The sequence below is a fragment of the Bizionia argentinensis JUB59 genome (assembly GCF_000224335.1).
GTDB lineage: Bacteria > Bacteroidota > Bacteroidia > Flavobacteriales > Flavobacteriaceae > Algorimicrobium > Algorimicrobium argentinense.
The window spans coordinates 13,298-28,152 of sequence record NZ_AFXZ01000050.1; the positions used below are offsets into that span (position 1 = coordinate 13,298).

18 protein-coding genes and 1 tRNA gene are annotated in these 14,855 nt (G+C 33.2%); 12 read left to right on the forward strand and 7 right to left on the reverse strand.

The features are described from left to right. Window positions 1–48: 48 nt before the first annotated feature. Both BZARG_RS12150 and BZARG_RS12155 read left to right on the forward strand, forming a co-directional pair. Window positions 49–684 carry a SanA/YdcF family protein gene (locus tag BZARG_RS12150; protein ID WP_008638865.1) on the forward strand — a complete coding sequence of 212 codons (636 nt, stop codon included), beginning with the start codon at window positions 49–51 and terminating at the stop codon, window positions 682–684. A 92-nt stretch (window positions 685–776) separates the two neighbouring features. After that, complete coding sequence (locus BZARG_RS12155; protein WP_008638828.1) at window positions 777–2,018, forward strand: DEAD/DEAH box helicase; 1,242 nt, start codon at window positions 777–779, stop codon at window positions 2,016–2,018. Between the two features lie 163 nt (window positions 2,019–2,181). On the opposite strand, the gene BZARG_RS12160 is transcribed toward BZARG_RS12155, so the two are convergent. Next, window positions 2,182–2,733 carry a hypothetical protein gene (locus tag BZARG_RS12160; RefSeq protein WP_008638849.1) on the reverse strand — a complete coding sequence of 184 codons (552 nt, stop codon included), beginning with the start codon at window positions 2,731–2,733 and terminating at the stop codon, window positions 2,182–2,184. A 290-nt stretch (window positions 2,734–3,023) separates the two neighbouring features. Here BZARG_RS12160 and BZARG_RS12165 point away from each other — a divergent pair, with 290 nt between their 5' ends. Both BZARG_RS12165 and BZARG_RS12170 read left to right on the forward strand, forming a co-directional pair. Continuing rightward, entirely contained in the window at window positions 3,024–3,998 is a 975-nt protein-coding gene (locus tag BZARG_RS12165) for a hypothetical protein (protein WP_040288665.1), read from the forward strand. Next, window positions 3,991–4,344, forward strand: a complete 354-nt coding sequence (locus BZARG_RS12170) for a DoxX family protein (RefSeq protein ID WP_040288666.1) — start codon at window positions 3,991–3,993, stop codon at window positions 4,342–4,344. Before BZARG_RS12165 ends, BZARG_RS12170 begins: the two co-directional genes overlap by 8 nt. Window positions 4,345–4,436: 92 nt before the next feature. Here the strand turns inward: BZARG_RS12170 and BZARG_RS12175 are convergent, their stop codons facing one another. Continuing rightward, on the reverse strand, window positions 4,437–5,111 hold the full coding sequence (locus tag BZARG_RS12175; protein WP_008638914.1) for a M15 family metallopeptidase: 675 nt from the start codon (window positions 5,109–5,111) through the stop codon (window positions 4,437–4,439). A 32-nt stretch (window positions 5,112–5,143) separates the two neighbouring features. Here BZARG_RS12175 and BZARG_RS12180 point away from each other — a divergent pair, with 32 nt between their 5' ends. The 8 genes from BZARG_RS12180 to BZARG_RS12210 all read left to right on the forward strand — a co-directional run bounded on the left by BZARG_RS12180 (window position 5,144) and on the right by BZARG_RS12210 (window position 11,601). Then, window positions 5,144–5,743, forward strand: coding sequence for an alpha-ketoglutarate-dependent dioxygenase AlkB family protein (locus tag BZARG_RS12180; protein WP_008638912.1), 600 nt, complete (start codon window positions 5,144–5,146; stop codon window positions 5,741–5,743). Between the two features lie 361 nt (window positions 5,744–6,104). Beyond that, the gene (locus tag BZARG_RS12185; RefSeq protein ID WP_040288668.1) at window positions 6,105–7,028 is read left to right on the forward strand and encodes an alpha/beta hydrolase; all 924 of its coding nucleotides are present in this window, start codon (window positions 6,105–6,107) and stop codon (window positions 7,026–7,028) included. 243 nt (window positions 7,029–7,271) lie between these two features. Further along, window positions 7,272–8,132 (forward strand): SPFH domain-containing protein, encoded by an 861-nt coding sequence (locus BZARG_RS12190; RefSeq protein WP_008638819.1) that lies wholly within the window; start codon window positions 7,272–7,274, stop codon window positions 8,130–8,132. An 82-nt stretch (window positions 8,133–8,214) separates the two neighbouring features. Then, entirely contained in the window at window positions 8,215–8,373 is a 159-nt protein-coding gene (locus BZARG_RS15680) for a DUF4177 domain-containing protein (protein ID WP_008638823.1), read from the forward strand. Window positions 8,374–8,375: 2 nt separating this feature from the next. Next, on the forward strand, window positions 8,376–9,311 hold the full coding sequence (locus tag BZARG_RS12195; RefSeq protein ID WP_008638944.1) for an alpha/beta hydrolase: 936 nt from the start codon (window positions 8,376–8,378) through the stop codon (window positions 9,309–9,311). A 1-nt stretch (window position 9,312) separates the two neighbouring features. Continuing rightward, the gene (locus BZARG_RS12200; RefSeq protein WP_008638892.1) at window positions 9,313–9,498 is read left to right on the forward strand and encodes a hypothetical protein; all 186 of its coding nucleotides are present in this window, start codon (window positions 9,313–9,315) and stop codon (window positions 9,496–9,498) included. A 55-nt stretch (window positions 9,499–9,553) separates the two neighbouring features. Further along, window positions 9,554–10,861: a DUF819 family protein gene (locus BZARG_RS12205; RefSeq protein WP_008638902.1), complete on the forward strand. Its 1,308-nt coding sequence runs from the start codon at window positions 9,554–9,556 to the stop codon at window positions 10,859–10,861. 50 nt (window positions 10,862–10,911) lie between these two features. Further along, a complete protein-coding gene (locus BZARG_RS12210) occupies window positions 10,912–11,601 on the forward strand; it encodes a DUF4369 domain-containing protein (protein ID WP_008638880.1) in 690 nt (229 codons plus the stop codon). 782 nt (window positions 11,602–12,383) lie between these two features. On the opposite strand, the gene BZARG_RS12215 is transcribed toward BZARG_RS12210, so the two are convergent. The 5 genes from BZARG_RS12215 to idi form a co-directional block, all read right to left on the reverse strand. Then, window positions 12,384–12,457: transfer RNA gene (locus tag BZARG_RS12215), tRNA-Thr, on the reverse strand. 57 nt (window positions 12,458–12,514) lie between these two features. Beyond that, window positions 12,515–12,784, reverse strand: a complete 270-nt coding sequence (locus BZARG_RS12220) for a hypothetical protein (RefSeq protein ID WP_008638885.1) — start codon at window positions 12,782–12,784, stop codon at window positions 12,515–12,517. A gap of 96 nt (window positions 12,785–12,880) precedes the next feature. Then, window positions 12,881–13,852: a type I phosphomannose isomerase catalytic subunit gene (locus BZARG_RS12225; protein ID WP_008638922.1), complete on the reverse strand. Its 972-nt coding sequence runs from the start codon at window positions 13,850–13,852 to the stop codon at window positions 12,881–12,883. A gap of 3 nt (window positions 13,853–13,855) precedes the next feature. Continuing rightward, window positions 13,856–14,266 carry a 6-pyruvoyl trahydropterin synthase family protein gene (locus BZARG_RS12230; protein WP_008638820.1) on the reverse strand — a complete coding sequence of 137 codons (411 nt, stop codon included), beginning with the start codon at window positions 14,264–14,266 and terminating at the stop codon, window positions 13,856–13,858. Beyond that, entirely contained in the window at window positions 14,263–14,790 is a 528-nt protein-coding gene (gene idi, locus BZARG_RS12235) for an isopentenyl-diphosphate Delta-isomerase (protein WP_008638925.1), read from the reverse strand. Before idi ends, BZARG_RS12230 begins: the two co-directional genes overlap by 4 nt. Between the last annotated feature and the right edge of the window lie 65 nt (window positions 14,791–14,855).

Below are 14,855 nucleotides of genomic sequence, written 5' to 3' on the forward strand. Positions count from 1 at the left end.
AGATGCTTTTAAAACTCTAAATTTAGTATCCTAAAAGAAGAAAAAAATATGAAAAAGAGACTTACCATAATATTACTTTTTATTATAGTTGCGCCTATCGTTATGGTACTAATCTCTCATTTCTCTATTGAATTAAATGCTGAAAACAAGACGTTTTCTAATGTTTCGGAAATATCTAAAAATAAAGTAGGCGTTGTTCTGGGCACTTCTAAACGTTTAAAAACAGGTGAAATTAATCCGTATTTTCAATATCGTATTGACGCAACCGTCAAGCTTTTCCAAAACAATAAAATTGATTTCATATTGGTTAGTGGCGACAACGGTACTAAATATTACGATGAACCTAGAGATTTTAAAAATGAACTTTTAGCAAGAGGTATTCCTGAAGAAAATATTTTTCTGGATCATGCCGGTTTCAGAACCTTGGATTCTGTAGTACGAGCTCAAAAAATTTTCGGACAGAATAGCTTTACGGTTATTTCGCAAAAATTTCATAACGAAAGAGCTATTTATATTGCGGAACATCACGGAATAAAAGTCATCGGTTTTAATGCAAAAGATGTTCCTGGCCGCTCTGGCATGAAAGTAAAAATTAGAGAATACTTTGCTAGAACCAAAGTGTTTTTAGATATTATTATGGATGTAAGCCCCAAGCATTCGGGAAAGAAAATAGACATAAAATAAGATCCGGCATAAATAAATGTCATCCAGACTTATATAAAAAATCTCATATCACACCAAACTTTTCGCGTATATTTGTCCCAAATACGCACGACATGTCATTTAAAGACTTACAATTAATTGATCCGCTTTTAAAAGCTATAGAAGAACAAGGTTATAAACAACCAACTGGAGTTCAATTGCAAACTATTCCACAGGTTTTAGCCAAAAAAGATGTAATTGCATCGGCACAAACAGGTACAGGAAAAACAGCTGCTTTTGCGCTACCAATTCTTCAATTGCTCTCAAAAAATCAGGAAGCGCCACGTGGTGGCAAAACCATAAAAGCATTAATAGTAAGTCCTACAAGAGAACTAGCTCTACAAATAGGTAACAATTTTAAAGCTTACGGCCGACATACAAATTTGCGAACTACGGTTATCTTTGGTGGCATTTCAGAAAAACCGCAAGTAGATGTCCTTGCCAAAGGTGTGGATATTTTAATTGCTACACCAGGTCGTTTAATGGACTTGGAAAAGCAAGACATAATCAATTTAGATGCGGTTGAAATATTAGTTTTAGATGAAGCCGATTTAATGTTAGACATGGGTTTTATTGACGATGTTAAGCATATTGTTAATTTATGTCCTGCAGAAAAACAAATTTTACTGTTTTCAGCAACCATGCCATTTAAAGTGGAACAATTAGCGAACACTATTTTAAAGTCGCCTGAACGTATTGAGGTCACAACCACATCTTCGGCAGCCAAAAATATTGGACAAATTTTATATTATGTACCAAAACAGAACAAAATAGAATTGTGCTTACATTTACTTCGCAATGAAATAAAAGGTAGTATTTTAATTTTTAGACGTACTAAATTTGGTGTTGATAAATTGGAAGCTTCTTTAATTAAAAACGGTTATAATGTAGAAACCATTCATGGCGATAAAACACAAACCGATAGACAAGAAGCCTTAAAAAAATTTAAAAGCGGATCCGTTAACATCCTTATTGCTACCGATGTGGCGGCAAGAGGTATTGACATTAACGAGTTGGATGCTGTTATTAATTTCGATCTACCAAATATTCCAGAAACTTACATTCACCGAATTGGCCGCACTGGTCGTGCAGGAAGTACAGGTATGGCTTATTCTTTTTGTGGTGCCGACGAAAAAAATTATATTACTACCATACAGCAGCTTCTTCAAATAGATATTCCTGTGGAAGAAAGTCACCCATATCCTTTGGATCCTAATGCCAAAGCCATAAACCACAAATCTAAAGATACAACCAACAATAATAAAAAGGGTCGTAAGAGTGCGGCATCTAGAAAGAAAAAGAAACGATGGTATTAAAAGTTAATATTTAATAAGTGTCTTTTTTAAAACGTTCAATTATTATTCGATTTTGACGAGAAGAAAAATTAGAACGAAAATTTAATATTATTCAATCAGTTATTCTAAAGCAAAAAAAAGTCCTGAACTTTCGCACAGGACTTGAAGCTTATTCTAAATTAGTTTATAATGATGGATCAATTTGAGCATCAAACTTCATCTTCAATTTTATGCTTAAATTGTAGACATCTTGGGTACTTTTAAATTTAACGACTAGTTTTAACGTTTCAGATTTAGCATACTCATCTATGTAAAAATCATTAACTGTATTTAAGTCTATACTCGTAACTCCCGTAGGCACCTCGTCTAGTGAAGCTACTTCCATATAAGCTAAATCGTCAGTTCTAACTCCTAATATAACTGAATCTAGAAAATCAAAATTATCTCGGTTGTCTGCACTTATTAACTCGATTACCATGGCATCCAATTCAACATCCTTAACTTGATTTAAGGTGCCATCAACTCCTAATTGATCTTTTATAAGTTGACGCAAATCAAGATTCTGTTCTATTGGAATTTCAAACAAATTAACGGGTAAATAATCAATGCTTAATTCTGCATCGGCCGGAATGTCATTAAGAGTACTTATACGATCTATGATATCATCGTCTCCACTACAAGAGCTAAATATAACAACCATTAAGATTACAGGTAAAAATAAAAGTTTCATTTTCATATTAAATTTTTTTTGTTTCAATAAAGTAAGTGTAAACCAACCAAAAACACTCTAAAATTTTCGTTAAGAATTGAACTTAATTAGCTAAAATTCACTTAAAAAAGTTAAAATATCAATTAATAGTGTTAAAGTTGGCTATTCATTGTTTTTGTCATGTAAAATTCGAACGTATGAATTAGTAAGATTATCTGCAGCGTTAGCTTTGTATACGCTTAAGCAAATCGTCTTTTTTTAGATAGACTTCTATATTATTAATTGTACCTTTATTTTTCAAAACATCTTAATTGCACATGCAAAAACGGCTTCTTTTCTATATTTTTTTTTCATTTACGTTATTAGGAATGGCTCAAATAACTATTCAAGATAGCCAATCTAAAACCCCTATTTCTTACGCTACAGTATCTTTTGGAGACGGACAAGGATTATTTGCGGACGATGAAGGTCAATTTATTTTCAACTTTAAAATTTATCCTGATATAGATACACTATATATTTCCGCATTGGGTTACCAAGATAAAACGGTTGCAACAGCTGGTCTAAAAAAAATTATTTTTTTAGATGAAGAAGTCAGTGAGTTAGATGAAGTTATTCTCATTGCTGAAAATAGAAAATTTAAAGAGGAAACGCTAAAACCGTATTTGGATGACGATTATTATTCGTGTTGGTTACCAACAATTGAATCTGAAATTGCCGTGTTCTTTAAGAACTCGGATAATAAACTAAAGAAAATAAGTACTATCCATTTCCCGATTACTTTAGAGTCTAAAGACTGGGAAAAACGAAAACGCAAAAATGCTGAAAAACAGCCTTTTTCAACACTATTTAAAGTGAAATTTTATAAGAATAATAACGGTGTTCCAGGTAACGTTTTAACGTATGAGAACATTGTATTTCGTGCTACAGAAAAAGATGGTGACGTACAGAACCTAAATGTTAGCCCATATAATATGACGATTCCAAAATCGGGCTTCTTCGTCTCTATACAAGTATTAGGCTATACAGACAAGGCAGGAAAACTACTTCCCAATAAAAAATATAAAGAATTAAAAGGTCCGGATGGCATTGTAAAAATCCCAACCAATTTCAGGCCTTTACTACCATTTACAGACGAAGTATCTTTACATAACACCTATATAAAGCGTGTGTTTATAAACGGGAATAATTGGGTACAATTTAAGCGTGGCAATATTGAGTCTGGATTATTGAAGAAAGATTTAATAAATTACGGAATAGGTTTTACTTATAAAGTTTATAAAGATGAATAATCCTTGGCATTTATATTCAATGGCTGGCATGTATGTGTTAGCAGGAGTAATACATTTTATAAAACCAAAAATGTATATGCGTATTATGCCGCGGTATTTACCTAGCCATAAAGCATTAGTCCTTATAAGTGGCTTGCTCGAAATAGGTTTAGGTATCGCATTGTGTTTCCCGAAGACTAAAAGCCTAGCAATTTATGCAATAATCGCTATGCTAACGGTATTTTTACTCGTACATTTTTATATGCTTTCAAGTGAAAAAGCCTCGGCAGGAATTCCAAAATGGCTACTAATACTTCGTATTCCCTTACAATTTGGGCTGATGTATTGGGCGTATTGGTATTTGTGAAATATTTTGGAAAATAAAATGTGAGACTTGAAAATGAAACGTTCTTTTTGTACTTAAGCGCCTAACTGTTTTTTTTAAGGTGAAGGACAAAACTATTTAACTTCAAAGTCAAAAAATGTTTTTGGAAACGGTTCACCACGCAGCGTAAAGTGCCACCACTCTTTTGGATAATTACGAAAACCATGCTTTTTCATAACGGTTTGCAATAACTGACGATTCTTCTTTTGAACAGTGGTTAAATTGTTATGCGCTGTCCAAGACGATTCACCAAAAAAATCGAACGGACTCCCCATATCCAAAGGTTCCATGGTATTAGCATCAATAATAGTTAAGTCTACTGTACTTCCACGACTATGTCCCGATCGTGAAGCAATATAACCGTCACCAAACAAGCGCTTCTTTTCTACTTCTGGATAGAATTCTGATTTCATGCACGTATCATCAAGATCTTTGGCCCATCTAATAAAATGATTAACCGCACGTTGTGGTCGATAAGCATCGTAAACCCGCAGACATAAGTTTTGGTCAGACAATTCATCCTGCACCTTTTTTAATGCTTTAGCAGTCGCTTTCGAGACGATTAATGTATTTGCATGATATCCTGTAATAGTATCTCCAACAAAATTATGAGTTGAATAGTAACGTAATTCTACATCAATATTAGGAATTATAGTTTTGGCATACACAAATCCTTCTGGTAAGGTTTGGTTTTGAGCAAACGATAAGCTGGACAAGACCAGCATCAATAAAAGTATTTTGTTTTTCATAATCAATCTACTAATTTAGAGAAAAATAACTGATGGACTTATTTTCTTCTGATAAAACTGAATTTCATTTGCCGCAAGCTGAATTAATATATATTCCACATTTCTATAATCCACTTGAAGCCAATAAATTATTTAAAAAATTAAAAGAAACCTGCGTTTGGCAACAAGATACTATTACTATTTTTGGAAAAACGCATTTACAACCGCGACTTACAGCATTGTATGCTAACAATGAAAAAAGCTACTCCTGCTCCAATATTACAATGTTACCGAAAAAGTTTACTCCAGATCTACAGGAAATGAAGGTCGCTATAGAAAAAGTGGCACATACAGATTTTACATCGGTATTATTAAATCGTTATAGATCGGGAAGCGATAGCAATGGATGGCATGCCGATAATGAAAAGGAATTGGGAAAAAAACCTATAATTGCGTCCTTAAGTTTCGGTGCGCCAAGATATTTTCATTTCAAACATCGAACCCTTAAAAATGAAAAACATAAATTGCTTTTAGAATCTGGCAGTTTATTAATAATGGCGGGACAAATGCAAGAGTATTGGCTACATCAAATACCCAAAACTAAAAAAGAGATTGGCGAACGTATTAATCTAACCTTTAGAAAAATTATATAACAAAAAAACCAAGGTCCCTCAACCTTGGTTTATTGTATCTGCTTTTTATGTTGTTTGTTTTAGTATTACTAGTTTCTACGACATCTTGCAAATATTAATTAATCCATCGCCTAAAAACCATATTTTTTAGAACAATTCAAATGTAAAAATTAGAATGAAAATATCGGTTAAAACGCTTATATTTTCGCTGTAATGCATTAAACTTTAACATTTATAAGTAAAAGACACCGATTTGCAGTTTAAAAACTATAAAACATTATGATTTAATCTTGACTTAAAAATTAAACTCATATATCATAACAAGTAAATTTACGTTATCTACTTAATTTAGCTATTTTGCATGAATTCAACACTATTTATTATGAGATTATACTATTCACTTTTATGGCTTTTTTTCACACTACCAACTATAGCTCAAGACGCTACAAGCGTGGAAAAAGATTTAGTTATTTCTCAATTTGTAGATGGTACTTTATTAGTCCCAACGGTAGATAATAAAAACATTTTGGCCATTATAATTGGCGATTACGGTCCAACGGATAGAAATGGGAACCAGAACTTTCAGAAAAACAATAGTTTAAAAAAAATAGCTAATGGCTTATCTAAACATGGCATCAGCTCCTTTCGCTATGATAAACGTATTGTTAAGCAAATTTTAAAAGGACACGTAAATACCCGCATAAGTTTTGACGATTTTGTTGCCGATGCTAAAGCAGTTTTAAATCATTTTGTAAAACAACAAACATATAGCGCCATATATATTATAGGTCACGGACAAGGAAGTCTGGTTGGTATGCTAATAAGCCATGAAGATGTTACTGGTTTTGTTTCATTGGCGGGTTCGGCAAAATCGATAGACCAAGTGATTATGGAACAAATAAAACAAACCGCTCCTGGTTTAGTTCCCGATGCACAAAGTGCTTTTGATGTTTTAAAATCTGGAAAAACAACCACTAATTTTCCGTCAGCATTGTCCAATATTTTCAGTTTAAACACACAGAGCTTTATGAGCAGCTGGATGCAACATAATCCCTTGGAGATTTTAAAAACCTTAAACATACCTGTTTTAATAGTTAACGGCACGAAAGATTTGCAGGTATCTACAGATGAAGCGAATCAACTTCAAACAGTATCAGAAAAAAATACGTTCAAATTGATTACAAAAATGAACCATGTTCTTTTTATTATTGAAGGTGGTGATCTTGAAAATTCTAAATCGTATAATGAATCGTACAGACCGTTATCACCAGAACTCATGGAAGCCTTGATTGCTTTTATTAAATAATATTTAAGAACTACATATTACTACAAAAAAGAAAAGCACTCTAAAAAAGAGCGCTTTTCTTACTAACCAACCAAAAATATGAAATGTTATTGCTTTTCAATTAAAGTAACCACACTTTAATCAAAGTTATGTTGCAATAACATTAAATATGATTTCAATAGTCGTGCCAAAAATGATTTGCGTGATAAAATCTTTATACATATCTTTATGATGTCATTTTAATATCATAACAAATCATATACTATGAAAGAAGAGAAACTTATTGTCCCAGCAAACGGCTATATCATGCTATTTGTATTCCTTGTATTGTTTTTTGGCAGCATTGCTATTGCTATATTAACTCAAAACGGTAGTTACGCCACCATAATTATATTAGCGCTATTACTTGCGCCAGGCTTTATTATGGTACAACCTAATGGATCGCGTGTATTATTATTGTTTGGAAAATATGTTGGAACTATTAAACAGAATGGATTCTATTGGACCAACCCATTTTACACTAAAAACAAAATCTCATTGCGAGCAAGTAATTTCGACAGTGAGCGCTTGAAGGTTAATGACAAACTAGGAAATCCTATCATGATTAGTACTATTTTGGTTTGGCGCGTTCAAAACACCTACAAAGCAGCTTTTGATGTTGATAATTATGAAAGCTTTGTGCGTGTACAAACTGATGCAGCCGTGAGAAAATTAGCTAGCATGTATCCTTATGATAATTTTGCTGATGAAGGCCTGGATGAAGATATTACACTTCGCTCTAGTTTGAATGAAGTAAGTATTGCTTTAGAAAAGGAAATAGACGAACGTTTATCAATAGCCGGTATTGAAGTATTGGAAGCCCGAATCGGTTATTTGGCTTATGCCCAAGAAATTGCCAATGCCATGCTAAAACGTCAACAAGCGACTGCCATTGTTGCTGCCAGACATAAAATTGTAGAAGGCGCTGTGAGTATGGTTGAAATGGCTCTTAATGAATTAAGCAAGAAAAATATTGTGGAATTAGATGATGAACGCAAAGCTGCCATGGTTAGTAACTTAATGGTAGTTTTATGTGGTGATAAAGATGCATCGCCCGTTCTAAATACTGGAACATTGAATCTTTAAAGTTTTTTCACTCTTAAATTTGCCTCAAATTATATTAAATTAAAATTTGAATTACCAAAAAGCTTAAGAATACACATCACACATGAAAGAATATAAAATTATTGTGCCAAAATTAGGGTTTACAAACCGCATGCAAAATTTAGAAGATTTACTCAATCAATATGGTCGTGAAGGCTGGAAAGTTATTCACATTGCTCCAAACTGGGCAAATATTGCATTGGAACGTAACAAAAACAGATAATTATGAAAAAACAATATCTATTATTGATTTTGATTTGCTTCGGACAATCCGTTTTAGCGCAAACATTCATTACCGCAGAAGACATTATGCTTAAAAATGACAGCATCATTCTTCCCGGCACACTCACGTACAACAAGACGTTAAAACAACAACCTTTAGTTATTTTCATTCATGGATCTGGCAATGTAGACCGAAATGGAAACCAATTAGGTTTAACAAGTGCTAACTATATAAAACAATTAGCAGATAGTTTAAACCAAAGTGACATTGCTTTTTATAGATATGATAAACGTTCGGCAAATTGGTTAAACTTACGTTTTATGATGAAGGATTTAAATTTTGTTCGTTTTGTTGATGATGCTAAAATTGCCATCAATCATTTTAAAAATGACGAAAGGTTTTCAAGTATTACGCTTATCGGTCACAGTCAAGGTTCATTAGTTGCTATGCTTGCAATATCTGAAGCGGTTGATAAATATGTTTCTTTAGCGGGACCAGCAGAATCTGTGGATGTTGCTATGGTTAAACAATTAAAAATGCAGAATGACACACTAGGGATTAAAGCTGAAGCACATTTTAAAGAACTTCGTGAATCAGGAACTATAGAAAAAGTGGATCCAGAATTAGCTGCCTACTTTCCGAAACAAAATCAATTGTTTTTTAATTCTTGGATGACTTTTACTCCTTCTAAAGAAATCAAAAAACTTAACATTCCTATTCTAATACTAAATGGTGATAAAGATTTACAAGTTTTTGAAAGTGATGCGGAGACATTACATGAAGCAAATCCGAATTCAAAATTGGTAATAATCCCGAAAATGAATCACGTTTTAAAACGAATTGATGTTGATGAAGATAATGAAAAATCATATAAAACAGCTGACTTTCCGTTATCAGAAGTACTAATTAAAACCCTTGAAACATTTATAAATCAGTAGTATGTCCAAGAAAAAAGCCTTTGCATTACGAATAAATGAAGAGATGCTCAAAGCCGTTGAAAAATGGGCTTCAGATGAATTCCGAAGTACCAATGGTCAGATTGAGTGGATGCTTACGCAATATATAAAAGAACATAATCGAGAACCAAAATCTAAAAAAAACACAACTAATAAAAGCGACTCCTAGAGTTGCTTTTTTTAAACCTTAATTTTTGTATTTTGCAGCTTCAAATTAACCAATCATGCAAGAACCTATTTTCACCAACGACACGATTGTCTTTGGATTATTAATGCTTACACTCGGATTCATTTTTTATACAGAATCCATAAAAACAGGTTTTTGGCCTAAATTTTACAAAATTGTCCCCGGTTTGTTTATGGCCTACATGTTACCCGCTGTACTAACAACATCAGGACTAATTGCTCCAGAATGGGAAACCGTTAACGAAGCTGGCGAAATAACCAAAGAAAGTACAAGCTTATATTATATGGCCAGTAGGTACCTATTACCTGCCGCTTTGGTCTTAATGACATTAAGCATCGATTTAAAAGCTGTATTTAATTTAGGATGGAAAGCCTTGGTTATGTTTATAACAGGAACCGTTGGTATAGTTATTGGCGGTCCTATTGCGATTATTTTAATATCTATGGTTTCGCCGGAAACAGTTGGAGGTGCTGGTCCTGATGCCGTTTGGCGTGGACTTTCTACTTTAGCTGGTAGTTGGATTGGCGGTGGTGCAAACCAAACAGCCATGTTAGAAATTTATGGATATAACCAATCTGAATACGGAAAAATGGTATTTGTCGATATAGTCGTTGCCAATATTTGGATGGCGATTATTTTAATTGGCATAGGTCGATCTAAAGCTATTGACAAGTGGTTAGGCGCAGACAATACGGCTATAGAAGCCTTAAAAGAAAAAGTGTCTTCTTTTGAACAAAGCGTGAAACGAAATCCATCCTTATCCGATATTATGATTATCGTAGCCATTGCTTTTGGAACCGTAAGTGCGGCCCACATAGGTGCCGGTATTTTAGCCCCATTTTTTACAGATGTTGTGGGTAATATAGAATCGCAGACCTTAAGAAACACATTCACTTTTTTAGATTCTCAATTCTTTTGGATGATTAGTATTGCAACTATAATTGCCGTTTTACTATCTTTTACCAAAGCCAAAAATTACGAAGGTGCGGGGGCAAGTAAATATGGTTCTGTATTTATTTATATTTTAGTTGCTTCCATTGGTATGAAAATAGATTTAGCCGCTATTTTTGATAATCCAGGCTTGATTGCTGTTGGATTAGTTTGGATGACTATCCATGCGGTTCTACTTATTATTATCGCTAAAATTATTAAAGCGCCTTATTTCTTTTTAGCAATAGGAAGTCAAGCCAATGTTGGTGGTGCCGCCTCTGCTCCAATTGTTGCAGCAGCTTTTCACCCATCGCTAGCAACGGTTGGCGTTATTTTGGCTGTATTTGGCTATGCCATTGGAACCATTGCTGCCATTGGTTGTACAATTTTAATGCGATTAGCAGCCGTCGGTTAGTATTTAAACAATAATTATAAGATATTAGTGCCCTAAAATTATAAAAAACAATGAAGAATTTACTCCTAATATTTGGTCTTTTACTTATCGTTTCTTGCGGCAAAGAACAACATGACTTAACGGTTAAAGGAACAATTAAAGATTTAAAAAAAGGTACTTTATACTTGCAGAAGTTTCAAGATTCATCTTTTATTATCATTGATTCCTTGATTATTAATGGTGATTCCAATTTTGAACTTCATGCCAACTTGGATTCTCCTGAAGTATTTTTCCTTCGTTTGAATAAAACGAATTCAGACGCTTACGGTAAAATTCCTTTTTTCGCAGATAAAGGTGTAACGGTAATAAATACATCAGTAAAAGACTTCTCTCTTAACCCTGAAATTAAAGGATCTAAACAACACGTTGTTTTTGAAGAGTATTTTAAAATGATGGATCGCTATAATAATAAGAATCTAGATCTTATTAAAGCCGAATTCGATGCTAAAAATGATACTATTTTAATAGCAGCAAACAACAAAGCCTATCAAAATCTTATAAAAAGCAGATATTTATATACAGTTAACTTTGCTATTAAACATAAAGATAGTGAAGTAGCACCATATCTTGCCCTAACGGAAATTTACGATGCACAAACAAAATGGTTAGATACCATTAATAATTCCTTAACGCCAGAAATAAAAGCGTCTAAATACGGTAAAGAATTAGATGTGTTTATTAAGGATAGAAAAGCAAATTAAATTCGGTTTAAACTTCAGTCTGAAGATTTTATTTAAGGTAAGTTTTTTATCGTGAAATCCATTTTGTAAAATTATGATAATCAAATCATTTACTTTATACACTGCGCTATCATCTTGTAGTGTGCGCTTCTCATAACATCATAGCGCAACCAAATAAAGGTGATATCTAAAAGTTTCTATAGGCATAGGATTTAGTTTCTCATTTGCAGAAGAATCTAATGTTTACGTCACGAGATTTTATGGACAAGCTGAATATGTGTATGGCATACTAAATGGTTTGGTGTGAAATCCTATGCTGGATTTATTTTGACTTCCAAAGACAAAAATGATGATTAAGAAACAGCTTTAGAATATGAAGTTACAACTAATACGTTCTTAATTGGAAGTAAAATACGTATTGCAACACCTATTCCTTATGTTGCGCCTTAATTTGAAATTGGTATTGGCGCTTCAATTGGCTCATTTAAAAATATAACACTTTAACCAACATTGATAAAACGGAGTCGTTCTACATATTCCCCTCGCCATTGGATTGGCAATTAGCCCTAACCATGACTTTGAAATTGAATTCACTTATTATACTTCCACCAAACAATCGAACAAACTGCAGGAGCGGCGGATATCGGTTTTTAGCTTCCTTTATAAAACATTATCTTATACTCTATAGAAGTAATCAGGCTTCCTAAATATAAATCTGTAGAATTTAGGATTCACAAAGTAAACTGTATTGTATAAAACAAAAAAACTCCAAACTATTTCTAGTATTGGAGTTTAAACTTAAGAGCCGATAGAGGGACTCGAACCCACGACCTGCTGATTACAAATCAGCTGCTCTAGCCAGCTGAGCTACATCGGCAAAACAAGATGCAAATATAATCCTGAAAATTGTATTTGCAACTATATTTATGTTTTTTTATCCTAGTTTGTTGATTTTTTCAATTAATGCACGTCCTTTTTCTTCAAGTTCCGTATTAATTGCTTTAAAGTGCGCTTTTTTATCTTCTACACCTCTATCGTTTACTTTTACAATTAATGTATCAAACGTTACAATAGCTTCGTCAATAATTGCTTCACTCTTTTTAGTATCTTTGTCTGTGTTCGTGTATTCCCAAACATAAACTGCTTCAATAATATCACCTAAAACATAATTGATGTCCTTTTTTAGGTCTCTCTTATTTGCCATAATGTTAATTTTAAATTTTTACAAAAGTAGTTAATTTAATTGTATTACCTACAATTTAGAATATACCATTAAAATAAAGACGTGTTTTTTTCTACATCACACATAAACCTCTAATAATGTGGCGTTTTCCGTTATCAAATTCACCGTTTTTAGAGCCGCAGGAATTAAAACAGTTTCACCAGCTTTTAAAGTTGTACTAAAACCATTCGCATTTATGGTAATTTCACCGGCGACGCACATATATATGAGAAAAGAATCATGGGTGTTAGATTTTATAATGGGTGTCGTGATATTTAAATAGTTAGTTGTAAAATACGAACAATTTAGCATCAAATTCGCCTTATTTTCATCTTTTGAATAGCTTACTCTAAAATTATCGGGCATATTAAAATTAAAAGCTTCTATAGCTAAATCGTTGTGTAATTCTCGCCTATTTCCAGCTTCATCAACCCGATCCCAATCGTATACGCGATAAGTAATATCGCTAGTTTGCTGAATTTCTGCTAATAAAACCCCTGCCCCAATGGCATGCACCCGCCCGCCATCAATAAAATAGGAGTCGCCCGTTTTAACGTTATCGAAATTAAGAATTTCCGGCAACGTTTTTTCTTCTAGATGTTTGTTGTAGGTATCCGAATCCATAGGCTGATTAAAACCAACAATTAGTTTGGCATCAGGGTCAGCTTGCATGACATACCACATTTCAGTTTTCCCAAAGGAATTATGCCGCTTGGCTGCAAGCGCATCATTAGGATGCAATTGGATTGAGAGATCTTCTTTAGCGTCAATAAATTTTATGAGTAACGGAAAGGTGTTCCCAAATTCTACATAATTTTTTTCACCTATCAAATCGGCTTTAAATGTACTTAATAACTGCTTTAAGGAATTCCCCTTTAATTCACCATTCGCAATAATAGATGTATCACCTTCCACATCACTAATTTCCCAACTCTCGCCAATATTTTTTACCTGCGATGATTTATTGAGAATATTTTTTAATTTCTCTCCACCCCAAATTTTAGATTTTAAAATGGGTTCAAACTTTATAGGATAGAGGGTGTTTTTCATATTTTACTTACCGGAATATGTTACAAAATTTCTTGGAGTTTCATACAAGGTGATTTCCAAGTCCAAATTGGATAACAATTTTGGTTTTAATTTATTGAAAATGACGACTGCTATATTTTCTGCTGTCGGATTTAAATCTTTAAATTCTGGCACATCCAAATTAAAGTTTTTATGATCGAAGGCATCTTCAATTTCAGTTTTAATTAGATCCTTTAAAACTTTTACATCTAGAACGTAACCTGTTTCTTGATCAATTTCGCCAGTAACACTCACAGTTAAATCATAATTGTGCCCATGAAAACTAGGGTTGTTACATTTCCCGAATACCGTATCGTTCTTTTCATCAGACCAATCTTTTCTATATAAGCGATGTGCAGCATTAAAATGAGCCTTTCGACTAACAGTTACTATCATTTTTTAATAATATTAATATGTTCGTAAAACTTTTCAAAAATAATTTTAAACCAAGCGGTATATAAATCTGGCAGCGCTTTAATATCTGCTTTAACAGCATCCAGAGACATCCATTTCCATTCCGCTACTTCATCAGGATTAATATTTGGAACATCATTATAATAGCCAATCATAACATGGTCAAATTCATGTTCTGTTAAACCATTATCAAAAGGCGCTTTATATATAAAAGAAATGGTTTCTTCCAAATCGGTTACAAAACCCATTTCTTCTTGCAGGCGTCGCTTACCAGCTTGAATATTGGTTTCTCCATCTCGTTGATGACTACAACATGTATTGGTCCATAATCCAGGCGTATGATATTTATGCAAAGCACGTTGCTGTAACATTAACTCATTCTTTTGGTTAAAAACAAATACGGAAAAGGCACGATGTAATTGCGCCTTTTCATGCGCTTCCATTTTGCCCATCAGACCAATTTGTTCATCGTTTTCGTTTACTAAAATTACTTGTTCTTCAATCATAGTGTAAAAATACCAATCAAAACATTAATAATCCAACAAACTCATAACAAAATTAAAAAGCATCA

Excerpts from the sequence above, each read along its gene's own strand:
- BZARG_RS12225 (WP_008638922.1), bottom strand. The coding sequence starts at position 13,852 with ATGAAAAACACCCTCTATCCTATAAAGTTTGAACCCATTTTAAAATCT.
- BZARG_RS12155 (WP_008638828.1), top strand. The coding sequence starts at position 777 with ATGTCATTTAAAGACTTACAATTAATTGATCCGCTTTTAAAAGCTATA.
- BZARG_RS12210 (WP_008638880.1), top strand. The coding sequence starts at position 10,912 with ATGAAGAATTTACTCCTAATATTTGGTCTTTTACTTATCGTTTCTTGC.
- BZARG_RS12200 (WP_008638892.1), top strand. The coding sequence starts at position 9,313 with ATGTCCAAGAAAAAAGCCTTTGCATTACGAATAAATGAAGAGATGCTC.
- BZARG_RS15680 (WP_008638823.1), top strand. The coding sequence starts at position 8,215 with ATGAAAGAATATAAAATTATTGTGCCAAAATTAGGGTTTACAAACCGC.
- BZARG_RS12205 (WP_008638902.1), top strand. The coding sequence starts at position 9,554 with ATGCAAGAACCTATTTTCACCAACGACACGATTGTCTTTGGATTATTA.
- BZARG_RS12170 (WP_040288666.1), top strand. The coding sequence starts at position 3,991 with ATGAATAATCCTTGGCATTTATATTCAATGGCTGGCATGTATGTGTTA.
- BZARG_RS12150 (WP_008638865.1), top strand. The coding sequence starts at position 49 with ATGAAAAAGAGACTTACCATAATATTACTTTTTATTATAGTTGCGCCT.
- BZARG_RS12230 (WP_008638820.1), bottom strand. The coding sequence starts at position 14,266 with ATGATAGTAACTGTTAGTCGAAAGGCTCATTTTAATGCTGCACATCGC.
- BZARG_RS12165 (WP_040288665.1), top strand. The coding sequence starts at position 3,024 with ATGCAAAAACGGCTTCTTTTCTATATTTTTTTTTCATTTACGTTATTA.
- BZARG_RS12190 (WP_008638819.1), top strand. The coding sequence starts at position 7,272 with ATGAAAGAAGAGAAACTTATTGTCCCAGCAAACGGCTATATCATGCTA.
- BZARG_RS12195 (WP_008638944.1), top strand. The coding sequence starts at position 8,376 with ATGAAAAAACAATATCTATTATTGATTTTGATTTGCTTCGGACAATCC.
- BZARG_RS12160 (WP_008638849.1), bottom strand. The coding sequence starts at position 2,733 with ATGAAAATGAAACTTTTATTTTTACCTGTAATCTTAATGGTTGTTATA.
- idi (WP_008638925.1), bottom strand. The coding sequence starts at position 14,790 with ATGATTGAAGAACAAGTAATTTTAGTAAACGAAAACGATGAACAAATT.
- BZARG_RS12220 (WP_008638885.1), bottom strand. The coding sequence starts at position 12,784 with ATGGCAAATAAGAGAGACCTAAAAAAGGACATCAATTATGTTTTAGGT.
- BZARG_RS12180 (WP_008638912.1), top strand. The coding sequence starts at position 5,144 with ATGGACTTATTTTCTTCTGATAAAACTGAATTTCATTTGCCGCAAGCT.
- BZARG_RS12185 (WP_040288668.1), top strand. The coding sequence starts at position 6,105 with ATGAGATTATACTATTCACTTTTATGGCTTTTTTTCACACTACCAACT.
- BZARG_RS12175 (WP_008638914.1), bottom strand. The coding sequence starts at position 5,111 with ATGAAAAACAAAATACTTTTATTGATGCTGGTCTTGTCCAGCTTATCG.